The 17,513-nt window shown below is 72.5% G+C and carries 16 protein-coding genes; 11 read left to right on the forward strand and 5 right to left on the reverse strand.

Features of this window, described 5'->3' with window-relative positions:
• Positions 1-905 (reverse strand): TadA family conjugal transfer-associated ATPase (locus tag C5H89_RS17130; RefSeq protein ID WP_240181930.1); only part of this gene is annotated, 905 nt, incomplete at its 3' end.
• Positions 902-1,948, reverse strand: coding sequence for a septum site-determining protein Ssd (gene ssd / locus C5H89_RS17135; protein WP_104108189.1), 1,047 nt, complete (start codon positions 1,946-1,948; stop codon positions 902-904). The genes C5H89_RS17130 and ssd, both read right to left, overlap by 4 nt.
• A 169-nt stretch (positions 1,949-2,117) precedes the next feature.
• On the opposite strand from ssd, the gene C5H89_RS17140 reads away from it, so the two are divergent.
• A complete protein-coding gene (locus C5H89_RS17140) occupies positions 2,118-2,912 on the forward strand; it encodes an HAD family hydrolase (RefSeq protein ID WP_104108190.1) in 795 nt (264 codons plus the stop codon).
• Between the two features lie 329 nt (positions 2,913-3,241).
• On the opposite strand, the gene C5H89_RS17145 is transcribed toward C5H89_RS17140, so the two are convergent.
• The gene (locus tag C5H89_RS17145) at positions 3,242-3,967 is read right to left on the reverse strand and encodes an oxidoreductase (protein WP_104108191.1); all 726 of its coding nucleotides are present in this window, start codon (positions 3,965-3,967) and stop codon (positions 3,242-3,244) included.
• Positions 3,968-3,997: 30 nt separating this feature from the next.
• Here C5H89_RS17145 and C5H89_RS17150 point away from each other — a divergent pair, with 30 nt between their 5' ends.
• The 9 genes from C5H89_RS17150 (at position 3,998) to acs (ending at position 14,268) form a co-directional block, all read left to right on the forward strand.
• Positions 3,998-4,915 carry a class I SAM-dependent methyltransferase gene (locus C5H89_RS17150; protein WP_104108192.1) on the forward strand — a complete coding sequence of 306 codons (918 nt, stop codon included), beginning with the start codon at positions 3,998-4,000 and terminating at the stop codon, positions 4,913-4,915.
• 61 nt (positions 4,916-4,976) lie between these two features.
• Positions 4,977-6,299, forward strand: coding sequence for a hypothetical protein (locus tag C5H89_RS19015; RefSeq protein WP_162799441.1), 1,323 nt, complete (start codon positions 4,977-4,979; stop codon positions 6,297-6,299).
• Positions 6,300-6,343: 44 nt separating this feature from the next.
• Positions 6,344-7,465, forward strand: coding sequence for a histidine kinase (locus C5H89_RS17160; protein ID WP_104108193.1), 1,122 nt, complete (start codon positions 6,344-6,346; stop codon positions 7,463-7,465).
• Entirely contained in the window at positions 7,462-8,190 is a 729-nt protein-coding gene (locus tag C5H89_RS17165; protein ID WP_104108194.1) for a response regulator transcription factor, read from the forward strand. Before C5H89_RS17160 ends, C5H89_RS17165 begins: the two co-directional genes overlap by 4 nt.
• A 16-nt stretch (positions 8,191-8,206) precedes the next feature.
• Positions 8,207-8,599: a hypothetical protein gene (locus C5H89_RS17170; RefSeq protein ID WP_104108195.1), complete on the forward strand. Its 393-nt coding sequence runs from the start codon at positions 8,207-8,209 to the stop codon at positions 8,597-8,599.
• Positions 8,596-10,122: a cation acetate symporter gene (locus C5H89_RS17175; RefSeq protein ID WP_240181931.1), complete on the forward strand. Its 1,527-nt coding sequence runs from the start codon at positions 8,596-8,598 to the stop codon at positions 10,120-10,122. Before C5H89_RS17170 ends, C5H89_RS17175 begins: the two co-directional genes overlap by 4 nt.
• A gap of 136 nt (positions 10,123-10,258) precedes the next feature.
• Positions 10,259-10,618, forward strand: coding sequence for a DUF485 domain-containing protein (locus tag C5H89_RS17180; protein ID WP_104108196.1), 360 nt, complete (start codon positions 10,259-10,261; stop codon positions 10,616-10,618).
• A 1-nt stretch (position 10,619) separates the two neighbouring features.
• Positions 10,620-12,215 carry a cation acetate symporter gene (locus tag C5H89_RS17185; protein ID WP_104108197.1) on the forward strand — a complete coding sequence of 532 codons (1,596 nt, stop codon included), beginning with the start codon at positions 10,620-10,622 and terminating at the stop codon, positions 12,213-12,215.
• A gap of 76 nt (positions 12,216-12,291) precedes the next feature.
• A complete protein-coding gene (gene acs, locus C5H89_RS17190; RefSeq protein ID WP_104108198.1) occupies positions 12,292-14,268 on the forward strand; it encodes an acetate--CoA ligase in 1,977 nt (658 codons plus the stop codon).
• A gap of 8 nt (positions 14,269-14,276) precedes the next feature.
• Here the strand turns inward: acs and nhaA are convergent, their stop codons facing one another.
• Positions 14,277-15,725 (reverse strand): Na+/H+ antiporter NhaA, encoded by a 1,449-nt coding sequence (nhaA, locus tag C5H89_RS17195; RefSeq protein WP_205305099.1) that lies wholly within the window; start codon positions 15,723-15,725, stop codon positions 14,277-14,279.
• Between the two features lie 165 nt (positions 15,726-15,890).
• On the opposite strand from nhaA, the gene C5H89_RS17200 reads away from it, so the two are divergent.
• Entirely contained in the window at positions 15,891-16,292 is a 402-nt protein-coding gene (locus C5H89_RS17200; protein ID WP_104108199.1) for a phage holin family protein, read from the forward strand.
• A gap of 39 nt (positions 16,293-16,331) precedes the next feature.
• On the opposite strand, the gene C5H89_RS17205 is transcribed toward C5H89_RS17200, so the two are convergent.
• Positions 16,332-17,507 carry a MarP family serine protease gene (locus tag C5H89_RS17205; protein WP_104108200.1) on the reverse strand — a complete coding sequence of 392 codons (1,176 nt, stop codon included), beginning with the start codon at positions 17,505-17,507 and terminating at the stop codon, positions 16,332-16,334.
• Positions 17,508-17,513 lie beyond the last annotated feature (6 nt).

Raw genomic sequence — 17,513 nt, forward strand, 5'->3', positions numbered from 1 at the left:
TTGGCGTGCAGCGTGCCCGCGCCGCCCTCGTGCCCGGTGTTCATCGCGGCCAGCAGGTCGACCACCTCGGCACCGCGGACCTCGCCGACGACCAGCCGGTCAGGACGCATCCGCAGTGCCTGGCGCACCAAGGTGCGCAGGTCGAGTCCCCCCTTGCCCTCGATGTTGGGAGGACGCGCCTCCAGGGCCACGACGTGGGGATGCACCGGTCGTAGCTCGGAGGAGTCCTCGACCAGCACGATCCGCTCATGCGGCGGCACCAGTCCGAGCATCGTGGCCAGCAGGGTCGTCTTGCCGGAGCCGGTGCCCCCGCTGATCAGGTAGGCCAGCCGTCCCGCCACCACGTCTCGGAGCAGTCGCGCGCCAGGCCCGGTCAGGGTGCCGGCGGCCACCAGGTCCTCGAGCCCGAACGCACGCGCCCGCGGCACGCGCAGGGAGACCAGGGTGCCGGGACGGGCCACCGGTGCGAGCACCGCGTGGAAGCGGGTGCCGTCGGGCAGGCGCACGTCGCAGCACGGAGTCGCGTCGTCGAGACGTCGGCCGCCCAGGCCGGCCAGCCGCTGAGCCAGCCGGCGTACCTCCTCCTCGCTGCCCAGCACCACCTCGGTCTGCTCCAGGCCGTCGCCGCGGTCCACCCATACCGGGCCCGGCCCGTTCACCAGCACGTCGGTCACCTCCCGGTCCCCCATCAGCGGCTCCAGGACCCCGACACCGAACGCGGTGCTGCGCAGCACCGCGTGCACGGCCCGCACCTCCTCGGCGCCCAGGGGCAGGCCCCGGCTGCGCAGCACCTCCGCCACCCGGTGGGGAGTGACCTCCCCGTGCTCCCGGGCCAGCTGGTCGCGCACCGCCTCGACCAGCTCCGGAGCCGGGCCCGGCATCTGGGCGACGCCCCCTGTGATCATGCCGCCCACCCCCGGTCGACCGTGCTCAGCAGCCGCGCCGCGGCCCGTCCCAGGGCGCCTCTGCCGCCGCGCACCGGACCCAGGCCCAGGTCCACCGACTCCTCCATCCCGCGCTGCTCGGGCACCTCCGCCAGCACCTCGGCACCCACGGCTCGTGCCACCGTCTCCGGCGACAGGCCCCGGCCACGGACCACCAGGGCGCCTCGCCCCTCGAGCGCGGCCACCTGGCGGGTCGCCGCAGCCACCCCGGTCAGCGTCGGTCGCACCACCACCAGCAGCCGGTCGCACCTGGTCAGCAGCTCGGAGGTCGCGGGGCCGGCGCGGCGCGGGAGGTCGACCACCACCAGGTCGTGGGCGCGCCGGGCGGCCTCCAAGGTCTCGCGCAGCACCCCGGCCGACGGCTCGACCTCGAGCGGGCCGCCCCAGGTGAGGACCCCGAGCTGGCCGCGCCGCGGGACGGAGTCCCGCAGCGACGCCCCGCTGAGGCGGCCGGAGGTGCCGGCCAGGGCGTCCCAGCGCAGGCCGGGCACGCCGTCCAGCCCCAGGACCCGATCGGCACCCGGGCCCAACGGGTCGGTGTCCATCAGGAGCACCGGTCCGTGGGCGGACCCGACCTGAGCGAGTGCGCAGGCCAGGGTGGTGGCGCCGGCTCCCCCGGAGCCGGGCATCACCGCCAGCACCCGGCCCGGCGGCCTGGGATCGCCGAGCTCGGAGAAGAGCTGTCCCAGCCAGTCTGCCGCCGCCGCCAGCTCCAGCACGGACTCGGCCCCGAGCACCACGGCACTGCGGAACAGCCACCCCTCCGCCTCGCCGCGGCTCACCACGTGCACGCCCGCCCGACGAGGCGGCCGGAGCAGGGCCAGTCCGTCGGCCAGGTCCGCCCCCACCAGGACCACCTCGGCCCGGCCCCACGCCCGTAGCGCCACCGCCTCCTGTCCCGCCACCTCGGGCACCACTCCCGCCGCTGCGGCCAGCCGCTGCACCTCGTCGAGCAGCCCGTCGTCCCGCGAGACCAGCAACACCGTGAACCCTGGATCCGTCATGGCACGACGCTCCCGCACCCGGCCGCCCGGCGCCGGCGAGGACGCCGGCCCCTGTGGACAACCGCGCTGCCGGTCAGGGGCACGCCCGGGCTGTGCAGGATTCGCGGCTGGGAAGGTGCAGGGGCGACGTTCTGTCCCGGCCCAGGAGTGGTCGACCTACGATGGGGACATGTCCCGCCCGTCCGCGGCCTTCTTCGACCTCGACAAGACGATCATCGCCCGATCGAGCACCCTGGCCTTCTCGCGCCCGTTCCAGGCGGGTGGGCTGATCACGCGCCGGGCGATGCTGCGATCGGCGTACGCACAGTTCGTCTACGCGGTCGGCGGCGCCGACCACGACCAGATGGAGAAGATGCGGCAGTTCATGTCGCAGCTGTGCGCCGGCTGGGACGTGGCCACGGTCCGCGAGATCGTCGCCGACACCCTGCACAACGTCGTCGACCCGCTGGTCTACGCCGAGGCGGTCAGCCTCATCGACGAGCACAAGCGCGAGGGCCGCGACGTCGTCATCGTCTCCACCAGTGGCTCCGAGGTGGTCGAGCCGATCGGCGCCATGCTGGGCGCCGACCGCGTGGTCGCCACCCGGCTGAAGATCGTGGACGGGAAGTACTCCGGCGAGATCGAGTACTACGCCTACGCCGAGGAGAAGGCCAACGCGATCCGTCGGCTCGCCGAGGAGATGGACTACGACCTGGACGAGTCGTTCGCCTACAGCGACTCCGTGACCGACGTCCACATGCTCGAGGCCGTGGGGCACCCCTATGCGGTGAACCCGGACAAGCAGCTGCGTCGCACGGCCGTCGAGCGGGGCTGGCCGGTGCTGGTCTTCAACCGTCCGGTGGCGCTGCGCAGCCGGGCCAGCCTGCCGCAGGGTCCCACGCTGGCCGCGCTCGCGGTGGGCGGCGCCTTCGCCGTCGGCGGGTACGTCTGGGCCAACGCGCGCCGGCGTCCGCACTCCGGCTGAGGGGCCGCGGGGCATGCCCGGCTCACCGGTCACCGAACCCGTCGCGCGCGTCTGTCCGGCCGTCAGATCAGGTGCGCAAAGTCAACCCTTGAAGGGGGTGGCCGGGGGGCGTAGACAGGAGTGCAGAACTCCACAGAGCAGCACGTGATCCAGGCACCCACGCGGCGATCAACCCTTCGAAAGGGCCGCTGGTGAGGCGGATTCAGTTCCGCCCACCACAATCTGGTGCACGCTTGGTAACCGGGAGTCACGTGTCAGCGGCGGCATCCGCACCCTCCGGGGTCGGGTGCCGCTCGCATGCTGCGGATCAGTCGGGGATCAGTCGGGGATCAGCCGGCGGGGCGGCGCAGCGGGCTGGCCTCGGCTCCGGCGGTGTAGGCCTCCGCGGCGTACAGCGCCCAGGACTGCACCCCCCGCTCGCCACCGTCGCGGTAGGCGCGCAGGTTGGACTCGTACTGCGGCCGCAGCGCCAGGTGGCCGGCCTCCGGGACCACCAGCGACTTGGCGTCCACACCCCGGGAGACCAGGACCAGCCGCTCCGCGGCCCGGGCCACGATCCCGTTGTGGGAGGCGAACGGCAGGGCGGTGGCCAGGTCGGCGTGGACCATCGCGGCCACCAGGAGCGCCGGCGCGCCGGTGTCGGCGAGCAGCAGGTCGGTGACGCCGCGGAGCCGCTGGGCCGAGGCGCCGTCCCGCGGGCGGCCGAGCTCCTCGGCGGGCAGCGACGTCGCCGCCACGACGCTGTGCAGCCGGGCCAGTGCCTGCATCGGCGCCTGCTTCATCAGCGGGGCCAGGGAGAGCTCGACGGCCGAGAGCCGTACGGCGTCCTCCGCGATCGCGTCACCCTCGCCCTCGCGCACCTGGGCCAGGGTCGACCCGGATCCCTCGAGCACGGCGCTGGCGTGCGCTCCCCGGAGCAGCGACTCCGCCGTCATCTCCGGCGACGTGCGGCGCAGACCCCGGTCCCGCAGCATCACGTCGATGCCGTCCCGAGTGGCGGCGTAGGCCGAGGAGACACCCTCCAGGCCGGACAACCACGCCAGGGGATCCGTCATCACGACAGCAACGCTAGTAGCCTCGGACCGATGACCGACGAGCAGCCCCCGGACCCGACCCGATCGCCGGACCACTCCCCCGTCGTCGGGGCAGGCGTCGGGGCGCGCGCCGGCACGCGCGTCCTGGCCCGGTCGCACGAGCGGGGCCGTCCCGAGTTCCCCCGCGCGGCAGCGGACTGGCTGGTGGCCGGCCAGGCCCGCACCGTCCTGGAGCTCGGCGCCGGCACCGGCAAGCTGACGCGGGTGCTGCTGGCCACCGGTCACGACGTGCACGCCTGCGACGCGGATGAGGCGATGCTGGAGGTGCTGCGCGACACCCTCCCCGGAGTCCGCGCCAGCACCTGGTCCGGCGGGGACCTCCCCGCTGCGGACCGGTCGGTCGACGTGGTCGTCTGCGTGGACGCCTTCGAGTCGCTGGACCACGAGCAGGCACTGCCGGAGATCGCCCGGGTGCTCAAGCCCGGCGGACACCTCGCGGTGGCCCACCACGAGCGGGACGAGCGCATCCCCTGGGTACGCCGGCTGGGCCGGCTGCTGGGCACCACCGCGCGGCGCGCGGCCGACGAGCCCGGCTCCACCCACGAGGTGCTGGTGCACTCCACGCTGTTCAGCTTCGTGGAGGAGGGCTCCTTCAAGTCCTGGCAGGACGTCAACCGCGAGACCGTGGTTGACCTGGCCCGGTCGCACCTGGGCGGCTGTGACGAGGACGAGCTGGACCAGGCGCTCGCCGAGGTCGTCGCCTTCTACGACGAGTTCGGCCGCGGCATGGACGGCATGCAGCTGCCGTACCTGGTGCGCGGCCACCGCACCCAGGTGGTCCACCAGCCCGGTCTCTTCGCCGACGGCGGAGCGCTGGGCGAGCTGCCGGAGCCCGAGGACGCCGCCGTCGCCGGCAGCTTCCTCTCCGACGGCACGGACACCGACATGCTGCTCATCGACTTCCGCTGAAGGTTTGCCGAGCCGGGTGACGCGGAAGGCTCGAACCCTCATCAACCATGCGGGGGAACAGATGCACCTGACCAAGAGCCTCTCCACGTCGTCCCGTGCCCGGACCCGGCTGCTCGCCGGGCTGTGCGCGGGGGGCCTGACCGCGGTCGTCCTGGGCGTGCCGACCGGCGCCAGTGCGGCCGCCTCCACCTGCCGGGGCGTCGCGGCCACGGTCGAGGGAACTCCCGGCGTGCCGTTGACGGGCACCCCGACCGCCGACGTGGTGGTGACCAACGGCGCCACGGCGGTCAGCACCCTGGGCGGCGACGACCTGGTCTGCGTCACCGGCGGGACGGCGTACGTCGACACCGCCACGGGCAACGACACGGTCGACACCATCAGCGCCGGCGGAGCGGCCGTGCAGGTCTACCTCGGTCCGGGCGCCGACCGCTTCGAGGGCGGCGAGGGCGCCGACACCGTCGGAACCCACGGCGCCGACCTGGTGCCCGACGAGCACGCCGACGTCATCCTCACCGGAGGCGGGAACGACGTGGTGAGCAGCGGCGCCGCCGGTGAGCTCAACCCCGACACGGTGGACCTCGGGGACGGCAACGACCGCCTCGAGGTGCGCGGGGCCACCGGCTCCCAGGCGGGCACCCTCTCCGGCGGCTCGGGCAGCGACGAGCTGGTGCTGGACCTCTCCGGAACCGCCACCTGGGTGATCAACAACAACCTCGGGGTGGCCCGTCGCCTGGGGCAGCGCCGCCACCGCTGGACGGCGTTCGAGCAGTTCGACCTCACCCCGACCCAGGGGGCGTTCCGGTTCGTGGGCTCGCCCAGCAACGAGCGGCTCGACTACAGCGAGCCGGGCGGGAGCCCGGTCGGTCCTGTCACGGTGCTGATGGGTGAGGGCAACGACACCGTCGTGGCACCGCCCCAGGCCGCTGGCGGCGCCCGCTACGACGGTGGCGGCGGCCGCAACACCTTCGTGGTCTCCTCCCCCGCCGAGCACCTCACCCTCGATCTCCTCAAGGGTCGGCTCGACCACGGTCCGACGGGAGCCGACGGCAGCGCGGCTGCGATCGTCAGCCTCTTCTCCGACGCCACGGTCCTGGCCGACCGGGCCGTGGTCCGCGGGGACGCGAACCGCAACACCCTCAAGGTGGGCGGCTGCAAGGCCCAGGCGTTCGGCCGGGCCCGCGGTGACGTGCTCCGGCGCGTGGAAGTGCCGGGGCTGACCTGCACCGAGCGGTCGAAGTTCCTCGGCGGCTCCGGCGACGACCGCCTCATCGGGGGTCCCGGCAAGGACAAGCTCTTCGGCGGATCGGGCCGCGACAAGGCCGACGGACGCAAGGGCAAGGACACCTGCCGCACCGAGCGCCGCAAGCGCTGCGAGAAGCGCTGAGCGCCTCGGCCCTCGACAGCCGCCGAGATGGGTAACGTGCGCCCATGGCGTCCTGGCGTCCCTGGCGGCGTACCCATCTCGGCACGGAGGCCGACCGGGCGACCTTCCACACCCTGCACACCGCGTCCCTGGCCTCCCCGGCGCTGCGGGAGGGGCTGACCACCGCCAGCGCCCAGCGGTCGGTCAAGCACCTGCGGGCCCTGCTGGGCGTCCCGGCGGTGGCGCTGACCGACACCGCCGGGGTCCTGGCCTGGGACGGTGTCGGCAGCCACCATGTCCCCCAGGTTCCCGACCTGGTCGCCTCCGCCCTCGAGCACGACACCACTCGCGCCACCGAGGCCGCCGACCTGCCCTGCGTCGACCCGGGCTGCCCGGTGCGGCACGCGATCGCCACCCCGCTGGTGGTGGAGGAGCGCACCGTCGGGATGCTGCTGGCCTTCGCCCCGCAACCGGCCGCGGGGCTGGTGCTGGCCACCCACGAGGTCGCCCGCTGGGTCAGCGGCCAGCTCGAGCTCGCGGAGCTCGACGCCCAGCGCACCCGCGCGATGGAGGCCGAGGTGCGGGCGCTGCGGGCCCAGATCAGCCCGCACTTCATCTACAACTCCCTGGGCGCCATCGCCAGCTTCGTGCGCACCGACCCCGACCGGGCCCGCGAGCTGCTGCTGGAGTTCGCCGACTTCACCCGCTACTCCTTCCGCAGCCACGGCGAGTTCACCACGCTGGCCGAGGAGCTGCGCTCCATCGAGCGCTACCTGATGCTGGAGCAGGCCCGGTTCGGCGACCGGCTGCGGGTCACCCTGCAGGTGGCGCCGGAGGTGCTCGCGGTGACGGTGCCCTTCCTGTGCGTGCAGCCCCTGGTGGAGAACGCCGTACGCCACGGGCTGGAGGCCGTCGAGGGGGTGGGCCACCTGCGGATCGTGGCGCGTGACCTGGACCAGGAGTGCGTGATCGAGGTCGAGGACAACGGGGTCGGGGAGGACCCCGAGCGGGTGCGGCGGGCACTGGCGGGCGACGACTCCGGGGACTCGGTCGGTCTCGGGAACGTCGACGCACGGCTGCGCAACGCGTTCGGGGACGGCTACGGTCTCGTGGTCGAGACCGCCCCGGGCGCCGGCACGAAGGTGATCGTGCGCGTGCCCAAGTTCGCCCCGGGAGTGCACCCATGAGCCAGACCGCCACCGGGCTGAGGGTGCTCGTCGTCGACGACGAGCGGCCCGCCCTCGACGAGCTCTCCTGGCTGCTGGCCCGCGACGCCCGGGTGGGCGAGGTGCTGACCTGCGACTCGGCCACCGAGGCCCTGAGGCTGCTGCGGGAGCACGAGGTGGACGCGGTCTTCCTCGACATCTCCATGCCGGGCCTGACCGGGCTGGAGATGGCGCAGGTGCTGGCCCGGTTCAAGATCCCTCCCCCCGTCGTCTTCGTCACCGCGCACGAGCAGCACGCCGTGGAGGCCTTCGAGCTGCGGGCGGTCGACTACGTGCTCAAGCCGGTGCGCGAGGAGCGGCTGGCCGAGGCGGTACGCCGGGTGGTCGAGCGCGGCGGCTCCCCCGCGGCCGCTGCGCGGGAGCAGATCGCGGTGGAGCGGGCCGGCGTGACCCGGTTCATCAGCCGAGCCGACATCAGCCACGTGGAGGCCCAGGGCGACTACGCCCGGCTGCACACCGCCGCCGGGTCGCACCTGGTCCGCACCCCGCTGTCCACCCTGGAGGCCGAGTGGGCCGGAGCCGGGTTCGTGCGGATCCACCGGTCCCTGCTGGTCTCGGTGGCCCACATCGACCAGGTCCGGATGGAGGGCGGCCGGTGCACGGTGGTGGTCGCCGGCCGCGACCTCGCGGTGAGCCGCCGCCACACCCGGGAGCTGCGGGACCTGTTGACCCGCCGTACGTCCTGACCCACACTCGGCGTCCATGGAGCAGCCCGAGCCGCAGCGGGTCCGGGTGACCGGACCGCCGCGGCGGCACGGGCGGGCGCTGCGCCCCGGCACCGGCGACATCGACGCGGGCACCCGCGTGGGGGCGATCCTGATGGGCAGCCTGCTGGCCGAGCAGCGGCGACTCGCGGGCTGGGTGCTTGCCACGCTGCTGCTCACCGTCTGCTCCTGGCCCCTGGTCTTCCACCTCTTCCCCGGCCTCTCGAACCTGCGGGTGCTGGGCATGCCGTTGGCCTGGCTGCTGCTCGGGTTCGTGGTCTACCCGCTGTTCGGGGGCCTGGGCTGGGTGTTCGTGCGCCGTGCGGAGGCCAACGAGCGGGCCTTCTCCGAGCTGCTCGCCGAGGTGCTGCCCGAGGGCGAGGAGCCGTGACCGACTCCCTCGCCGGGGTGGTGGGGGTGGTGCTGGTGGTGGCCGCCACCCTGGCGATCGGCACCTGGGGGCTGCGCATATCCCGCACCACCAGCGACTTCATGGTGGCCTCGCGCACCGTGCGCCCGCGCCTCAACGCCTCCGCGATCGGCGGTGAGTACCTCTCCGCGGCGTCCTTCCTCGGGGTGGCCGGCCTGGTGCTCACCTTCGGCGCCGACATGCTCTGGTACCCCGTGGGCTGGACCGCGGGCTACCTGGTGCTGCTGGTGCTGGTGGCGGCGCCGCTGCGCCGTTCGGGGGCCTACACGCTGCCCGACTTCGCCGAGGCCCGGCTCCGCTCGCGCGGGGTGCGGGCGGTGTGCTCGATGCTGGTGGTGGCCATCGGCTGGCTCTACCTGCTGCCCCAGTTCCAGGGCGCGGGCCTCACCCTGCGCACCGCCATCGGCGCCCCCGCCTGGGTCGGCACCGTGGTGGTGACCCTGGTGGTGCTGGCCAACGTCACCTCCGGCGGGATGCGCTCCATCACCTTCGTCCAGGCCTTCCAGTACTGGTTCAAGCTGTTCGCGATGCTGGTGCCCGCGGCGGTGCTGCTGGTGGTCTGGCTCGGCGACGGCGCCGCCAACCCCGCCGACGCCAGCTCCCCGCACGGCGCCGGCGGCTGGTCCATCCCGCTGGGCGAGGGCGGCGGGCAGGGGCTGTACGTCACCTACTCGCTGATCGTGGCCACCTTCCTGGGCACGATGGGCCTGCCGCACGTGGTGGTCCGCTTCTACACCAACCCCGACGGCCGGGCGGCGCGGCGCACCACGCTGGTGGTGCTGGCGCTGCTCGGCGCCTTCTACCTGCTGCCGCCGGTCTACGGCGCCCTGGGCCGGGTGTACGCCGCGGACCTGGCCGCGAGCGACCAGGCCGACTCCCTGGTGCTGGCGCTGCCCCGGGTGATGCTGCCGGGGATGGGCGGAGAGGTGCTCACCGGCCTGCTGACCGCCGGCGCGTTCGCCGCCTTCCTGTCCACCGCCTCGGGCCTGACCATCGCGGTGGCCGGGGTGCTGGCCCAAGACCTGACCGGGCGGCGCTTCGGCACCAGGCGGCTGGCCGGAGTGGCGGCCTTCCGGGTGGGCGCGGCGCTGGCGGTGGCGCTGCCGGGGGCGCTGGCCCTGACCTCGATGGACGTCGGCATCGCCCGGGTGGTGGGACTGGCGTTCGCAGTGGCGGCCTCCACCTTCTGCCCGCTGCTGGTGCTGGGGATCTGGTGGCACGGGCTGACCGCGCCCGGGGCGATCGCCGGGCTGGTCGTCGGCGGCGTGGGCTCGGGGTTCGCCGTGGCGTGGACGCTGTTCACCTCCGCGACCACGGGGTGGACCGCCGTACTCCTGGGGCAGCCGGCGGCGTGGAGCGTGCCGGCGGCCTTCGTCACCATGGTGCTGGTCAGCCGGGCGACGCGGGCCAGCGCACCGGTGGACGCGCGGCGCTTCATGGTGCGGCTGCACACCCCGGAGGCGCTCCCGCTGGACCGCGGCTGACCGTTCGTCGCGCCAGGACGACCGCTGGACGAGTCGCGGGCCCCGCTGGGCGACGTACCCGGGACGCCCTCTCGCCCGCCGGGTGTGATCTGCGCCACGTTGATCTCGACCGACCTGCCGAGAAGAGGGAACCGCCGTGACCCAGACGCCGCACGACCAGGCCGCCAGGCACGATCCGATCTACGACCACCTCGCCGCGAAGCCGGAGTTCGCCCTGCTCCGCCACCAGTACCGACGCTTCATCATCCCCGCCACGGCCGTCTTCCTCGGCTGGTACGGCCTGTACGTCGTGATGTCGATGTTCGCCCCCGACTTCATGAACCACGTGCTGTTCGGTCGGATCAACGTGGCCCTGGTGTTCGGACTGCTGCAGTTCGTGACCACGTTCGGCATCGCCTACCTCTACAGCCAGTACTCCAACAAGCACCTGGACCCGCTGGCCAAGCTGCTCAACGACGAGTACGACGCCGACCGCACCGGCCGGAAGGACCACTGACATGGACGGCAACCAGATCCTCACCGCCGGCCTCTTCCTCGCCGTCGTCGCGCTCACCGTGGCCATCACCTTCTGGGCCAGCCGCCAGACCCGTGGGGCGGCCGACTACTACGCCGGCGGCCGCGGGTTCTCCGGCTTCCAGAACGGCCTCGCCATCGGCGGCGACTACATGTCGGCCGCGTCGTTCCTGGGCATCTCGGGTGCCATCGCGCTCTACGGCTACGACGGCTTCCTCTACTCCATCGGCTTCCTCGTGGCCTGGCTGGTGGCCCTGCTGCTGGTCGCCGAGGTGCTGCGCAACTCCGGCCGCTACACGATGGCCGACCAGCTCGCCTACCGGATGCGGCAGCGCCCGGTCCGCACCGCGGCCGCGATCAGCACGGTGGCGGTCTCGATCTTCTACCTGCTGGCCCAGATGGTGGGCGCCGGCGCCCTGGTCGCGCTGCTGCTCGACGTGGAGTCCGGCGCGGTCAAGAACCTCACCATCTTCGCGGTCGGGGCGCTGATGATCTTCTACGTCACCGTCGGCGGGATGAAGGGCACCACCTGGGTGCAGATCGTCAAGGCCGTGATGCTGATGACCGGCTCGGCCCTGATCGTGGTGCTGGTGCTGGCCAAGTTCGACTTCAACCTCTCCGAGCTGCTCGGGGCGGCCGCCACCAACAGCGGCGCGGGGCAGGCCTTCCTGGAGCCGGGGCTGCGCTACGGCGCCGACCTGACGAGCAAGCTGGACTTCATCTCGCTGGCCATCGCCCTGGTCTTCGGCACCGCGGGGCTGCCGCACATCCTGATCCGGTTCTACACCGTCCCCACCTCGCGGGACGCCCGCAAGTCGGTGCTCTGGGCGATCGGCCTGATCGGCACCTTCTACCTGTTCACCCTGGTGCTGGGCTTCGGTGCCGCGGCGCTGATCAACCCCGGGGACCTCGACGCGGCCGGCAACCTGGCCGCGCCCAAGCTCGCCGAGGTGGTCGGCGGCGGGGTCGACTCCACCGGCGGCGCCATCCTGCTGGCGCTCATCGCGGCGGTCGCCTTCGCCACCATCCTCGCCGTGGTCGCCGGCCTGACGCTGACGTCGTCGATGTCGGTGGCCCACGACGTGTGGAACCCGGTGGTCAAGAAGGGCCAGGCCACGGAGGCGGAGGAGATGAAGGTCTCCCGGATCGCAGCGGGGGTCATCGGGCTGATCGCGATCCTGCTGGCCATCCCGGCCCAGTCCCTCAACATCGCCTTCCTGGTCGCCCTGGCCTTCGCGGTGGCCGCCTCGGCGAACCTGCCGGCGATCCTGTTCAACATGTTCTGGCGCGGCTTCAACACCCGGGGCGCGGTGTGGAGCATCTACGGGGGCCTGGTCTCCGCGGTGGGGCTCGTCATCTTCTCCCCGGTCTTCTCCGGCAGCGAGACGGCGTTGTTCCCCGACGCCGACTTCGCCTGGTTCCCGCTGCAGAACCCGGGCATCGTCTCCATCCCGATCGGCTTCCTGCTCGGCTTCATCGGGTCGATCACGTCCAAGGAGCCCGACGCGGCCGAGCGCTACACCGAGCTGGAGGTCCGGGCCCTGACCGGGGCGGGCGCGGAGGGGGCGGTGCAGCACTGAGCGGCGTACCTGAGGGGCGGACGCCACCGAGGCAGTAGATTTACGTCACACTCGACAACCCCAGGAGCCTTCTTCCATGGCCGACGAAACACTGTCCAACCTGTTGCACGAGACCCGGACGTTCGCCCCGCCCGCCGACCTGGCCGAGCACGCCAACGTCACCGAGGAGGCCTATGCGCGGGCGGACGCTGACCGCGAGGGGTTCTGGGCCGAGGCGGCCGACCGGCTCGAGTGGGGTCAGCGCTGGGACCAGGTGCTCGACTGGAGCAACCCGCCGTTCGCGAAGTGGTTCACCGGCGGCACGCTCAACGCAGCCGTCAACTGCGTGGACCGGCACGTGGCGGCCGGCAACGGCGACAAGGTGGCCATCCACTGGGTCGGCGAGCCCGCGGACGACACCCGGGACCTGACGTACGCCGACCTGGCCGAGGAGGTCTGCCGGGCGTCCAACGTGCTGACCGACCTGGGCGTCCGCAAGGGCGACCGAGTGGCGATCTACATGCCGATGATCCCCGAGACGGTGGTCGCGATGCTGGCCTGTGCCCGGCTCGGGGCCCCGCACACGGTGGTCTTCGGCGGCTTCTCCGCCGACGCACTGGCCTCCCGGGTGAGCGACTGCGAGGCGAAGGTCATCATCACCGCGGACGGCGGCTACCGGCGCGGCTCGGCGTCCGCCCTCAAGCCGGCCGTCGACGAGGCCTGCGAGAAGGCCGCCCAGAACGGGCAGCGCGTGGAGAAGGTGCTGGTGGTACGGCGTACCGGCCAGGACGTGGCCTGGAACCCCGACCGCGACGTCTGGTGGCACGAGGCCGTGGACAGCGCCTCGAGCGAGCACACCGCCGAGCTGCATGACGCCGAGCACCCGCTCTACGTCATGTACACCTCCGGCACCACCGGCAAGCCCAAGGGCATCCTGCACACCACCGGCGGCTACCTGACCGGTACGTCGTACACCCACTGGTCGGTCTTCGACCTCAAGCCCGACACCGACGTCTACTGGTGCACCGCGGACGTGGGCTGGGTGACGGGCCACTCCTACCTGGTCTACGGGCCGCTCGCCAACGGCGCCACCCAGGTGATGTACGAGGGCACGCCCGACTCCCCGCACAAGGGTCGCTGGTGGGAGATCATCGAGAAGTACGGCGTGACGATCTTCTACACCGCGCCCACCGCGATCCGGACCTTCATGAAGCAGGGCGACGACATCCCCGCGAAGTTCGACCTCTCCTCGATCCGGCTGCTCGGGTCGGTCGGTGAGTCGATCAACCCCGAGGCCTACATGTGGTACCGGGAACACATCGGCGCGAGCAGCGCACCCATCGTCGACACCTGGTGGCAGACCGAGACCGGCCAGATCATGATCTCGCCGCTGCCCGGGGTGACCGCCGGCAAGCCGGGCTCGGCGATGAAGGCCCTGCCCGGCATCTCCGCCGACGTGGTGGACGACGAGGCGCGCTCGGTGCCCAACGGCTCGGGCGGCTACCTGGTGCTCAAGGAGCCGTGGCCGGCGATGCTGCGCACCATCTGGGGCGACGACCAGCGGTTCAAGGACACCTACTGGTCCCGCTGGGAAGGGCTGTACTTCGCCGGTGACGGCGCGAAGAAGGACGAGGACGGCGACATCTGGCTGCTCGGTCGGGTGGACGACGTGATGAACGTGTCCGGCCACCGCCTGTCCACCACCGAGATCGAGTCGGCGCTGGTCTCCCACCCCAAGGTCGCCGAGGCGGCGGTGGTCGGCGCGGCCGACGACACGACCGGCCAGGCGGTCTGCGCCTTCGTGATCCTGCGCGACGCCGCTGGCGACGGCGGCGAGGACATCGTGGCCGAGCTGCGCAACCACGTGGCCCACGAGATCGGCGCCATCGCCAAGCCCCGGCAGATCATGATCGTGCCGGAGCTGCCGAAGACCCGCTCGGGCAAGATCATGCGGCGCCTGCTCAAGGACGTGGCCGAGAACCGCGAGGTCGGCGACGTCACCACCCTCGCCGACTCCACGGTGATGGACATGATCAAGCAGAAGGAGTCCGGCTCCGCCGGCGACGACGCCTGAGCCCTGCGCTAGCTGCGTTCGGCGGGGTCGGGGCTCTGCTCCACGGGCTCGGGCTCGGTGCCGGAGTCCGCGTCCTCGTCCCCGCCAGGGTCCTTGGCGCTCACCAGCAGTACGACGACTCCGAGGGCCGCCGCGATCACCGAGGCACCGAGGATGCCGACCTTGGCTTCCTCGGTGAGCAGCTCCGCGGCCGGGAACGACAGGCCTGCGATGAAGAGGCTGACGGTGAAGCCGATGCCCGCCACGGCGCCGAGGCCGCCGATCATCGGCCACGAGGTGCCCTGGGGCAGCCGGCCCAGGCCCAGCCTGATGGCGATGAAGCAGGCCAGCAGGATGCCCACGGGCTTGCCGATCACCAGGCCCGCGGCGATCCCCAGCGCGATGCTCGAGTCGAGGGCCTCGCCCAGCACTCCGCCTCCGAGGTGGACCCCGGCGTTGGCGAGCGCGAAGACCGGGAGCACCAGGTAGGCCGAGAGCGGGTGCAGCCGGGACTGCAGGCGCTCCACCACCGGCACCGACTCGTTGATCAGGAAGCGCAGCCTCTCGATCTCGTCCGGGTCCAGCTGGCGGTCGGCGAGCGCCTGAGAGGCGTAGGAGCGCGCCACGTCCTCCTTGAGCAGCGCCACGGCCGGGGTCAGCAGGCCGATGGCAACGCCGGCGAGCGTGGCGTGCACCCCGGACTGAAGCAGTGCGAACCAGAGCAGCACCCCGACCACGATGTAGGCCCACACGGTCCAGATCTTCAGCACCCTCATCACCACCATCAGCGCCAGCAGCCCGAGGGCCGCGGCCAGCCACGACAGCGACAGGTCGTCGGTGTAGAAGACCGCGATCACCACGATGGCGCCGATGTCGTCCACGATCGCCAGGGTCAGCAGGAACAGCCGGGCCGCCGAGGGGATGCGCCGGCCGAGCAGGCCCAGCACCCCCACCGCGAAGGCGATGTCGGTGGCCATCGGGATCCCCCAGCCCGAGGAGCCCTCTCCACCACCGGCGATCAGGAAGTAGATGCCGGCGGGCACGACCATGCCGCCGACGGCGGCCACGATGGGCAGCGCCGCCGTCTTGGGGTCCCGCAGGTCGCCCTTGACCAGCTCGTACTTGATCTCCAGTCCGACGACGAAGAAGAAGATCACCATCAGGGCGTCGTTCACCCAGTGCTGGAGGCTCTCGGAGAGCTCGACCACGCCCAGGTCGAGACTGATCTCGGTGTGCCAGAACGAGTCGTAGGACCCCGACCACGCCGAGTTCGCCCAGATCAGCGCGGCGGCCGTGGCGAGCAGCAGCAGCAGCGAGCCGGCAGCCTCGATGCGCAGGAACTCCCGCACCGGTCGCGCGACCAGGCGCGCCAGCGCTCGGTCGCTGACCAGGTAGGTGGGCCCGGTGGTCCACAGCTTGTCCAAGGCGATCCGGGCACGACGAGCGGTGCCGGGGTCCTGGGGAGTCTTCGCAGTCACGGGGAGGCCCTTCATCGGAGTCGCCCTGCGCGCATCGTCGGCGCAGGCGCATCTCGAACACCGTCGCTGGTCCAGCGACGAGCCGACCAGACTTCCCGGCACACCAGGTATCACCCTAGCAACGGCCCCGCGACGTGCCGGGCGCCACTTGTGTAGGGTCGCTGCATGGCAACCGAACCGGTCAAGGACGCGGATCCGACCATCGGCCGACTGGTCACCGATGCGACGCGTGACATCTCGACGCTGATCAACAAGGAGATCCAGCTCGCCAAGTCCGAGCTGAAGGTCAGCGTGAAGGCCGGGGGCACCGGTCTGGGACTGTTCGCCGGCGCGGGATTCATGGCACTGCTCGCCGTGATCATGGGCTCGGTGGGCATCGCCTACCTCATCCACTGGAACGGCAGCGGGCTCGACCTGCACTGGGCGTTCCTGATCGTGATGCTGGCCTACCTCCTGGTCGCCGCGCTGCTCGGGTTCGTCGGCTACCGCAAGGTCCGTCAGGTGCGCGCCCCGCAGCGGGCCATCCACCAGGCGCAGGAGACCTCGCACCTGCTCAAGCGCGGCTGACCCAGCGCCACGAGCGCCGGGAACGGGTAAGTCGCGCGCTCAGCCGGCGCAGTCGCCGGTGTCCACCGCGCGACTGACCCGCTGCCCCACAGCCGCGCTCTCGGCCACCTGCTCGGCGGTCAGCGCGTAGCCGGTCTCGTCGTCGGTGACCGAGGCGGCGAAGACCAGGCCCACCACGCGGCCCTCGGAGGAGACCACGGGGCCGCCGGAGTTGCCCGGGCGGACCAGCGCGCGCAGTGAGAACACCTCGCGGATCACCGTGCCCTGGCCGTAGATGTCGGGTGAACGGAGCCGCTGCTCGGCACGGATGCGCCCGGACTGTACGTCGAAGGGCCCGTCCAGCGGATAGCCGAGCACCGCGACGGCCTCCTTGGGCTGCGCGTCCTCGTCGAAGCCCAGGGAGGGCAGCCCCCCGGCGTCCAGGGACAGCACCGCCACGTCCAGGTCGGGGTCGTAGAGCACCACCTTGGCCGGGACCGCGCCGTCGGCGAGCTGGACCTCGGGCTCGTCCATGCCCGCGACCACGTGGGCGTTCGTCATGACCCGGTCGGGGGCGAACAGGAAGCCCGTGCCCTCCACGCCGCGGCCGCAGTCGTTGGAGCCGGTGATCTTCAGGACGCTGGTCTGCGCCGCCGTCACGTCGGGGTCGGTGAGCATCCGCTGGTCCCCGGCGTCGACCTCCACGATCCGCTCGGGGGCGAAGGGCTCGAGGTAGCGCGGGAAGAAGGTCGAGCCGACGACGTTGTTGAACGCCTGCAGCACCTGGTCGGCGCGTCCCGGCAGGCGCTCGTCCACCGCCGCCAGCACCGCCGAGCTGCGCACCAGCGACGTGATGCCGCTGATCCGGGATCCCGAGATCGCCACCCCGAGCGCCCAGGCGACCAGCAGCACCGCGACCGCACTGAGGGCCGCGCCGCCCAGGGCGTCCACCGCGCGGGCCGGCTGCCAGGTGATGCGGTCCCGAATCCGGGCGCCGACGTACTGCAGGAACGCCTGGCCCAGCGAGGCGGAGACGATGACGATGAACAGGGCCCCGAGGGAGACCAGCAGGGACGGCTCGGCGTCCCCGAGCGCGGTCGGCGCCAGCCAGACCCCGACCAGCCCGCCGATCAGCAGCCCAGCGGTCGCGAAGGCGCCGGTCACGAAGCCCTGCCAGTAGCCGGACAGGGCGTAGATCCCGGCGACGGCCACGAGCACCCAGTCGAGCAGGTTCACCGGATG

It is taken from the genome of Nocardioides sp. 616 (genome assembly GCF_002930065.1).
GTDB classification, from domain to species: Bacteria; Actinomycetota; Actinomycetes; order Propionibacteriales; family Nocardioidaceae; genus Nocardioides; species Nocardioides houyundeii.

Excerpts from the sequence above, each read along its gene's own strand:
- C5H89_RS17140 (WP_104108190.1), top strand. The coding sequence starts at position 2,118 with ATGTCCCGCCCGTCCGCGGCCTTCTTCGACCTCGACAAGACGATCATC.
- C5H89_RS17150 (WP_104108192.1), top strand. The coding sequence starts at position 3,998 with ATGACCGACGAGCAGCCCCCGGACCCGACCCGATCGCCGGACCACTCC.
- C5H89_RS17145 (WP_104108191.1), bottom strand. The coding sequence starts at position 3,967 with ATGACGGATCCCCTGGCGTGGTTGTCCGGCCTGGAGGGTGTCTCCTCG.
- C5H89_RS17165 (WP_104108194.1), top strand. The coding sequence starts at position 7,462 with ATGAGCCAGACCGCCACCGGGCTGAGGGTGCTCGTCGTCGACGACGAG.
- C5H89_RS17200 (WP_104108199.1), top strand. The coding sequence starts at position 15,891 with ATGGCAACCGAACCGGTCAAGGACGCGGATCCGACCATCGGCCGACTG.
- C5H89_RS17160 (WP_104108193.1), top strand. The coding sequence starts at position 6,344 with ATGGCGTCCTGGCGTCCCTGGCGGCGTACCCATCTCGGCACGGAGGCC.
- C5H89_RS17170 (WP_104108195.1), top strand. The coding sequence starts at position 8,207 with ATGGAGCAGCCCGAGCCGCAGCGGGTCCGGGTGACCGGACCGCCGCGG.
- C5H89_RS17185 (WP_104108197.1), top strand. The coding sequence starts at position 10,620 with ATGGACGGCAACCAGATCCTCACCGCCGGCCTCTTCCTCGCCGTCGTC.
- ssd (WP_104108189.1), bottom strand. The coding sequence starts at position 1,948 with ATGACGGATCCAGGGTTCACGGTGTTGCTGGTCTCGCGGGACGACGGG.
- C5H89_RS19015 (WP_162799441.1), top strand. The coding sequence starts at position 4,977 with ATGCACCTGACCAAGAGCCTCTCCACGTCGTCCCGTGCCCGGACCCGG.
- acs (WP_104108198.1), top strand. The coding sequence starts at position 12,292 with ATGGCCGACGAAACACTGTCCAACCTGTTGCACGAGACCCGGACGTTC.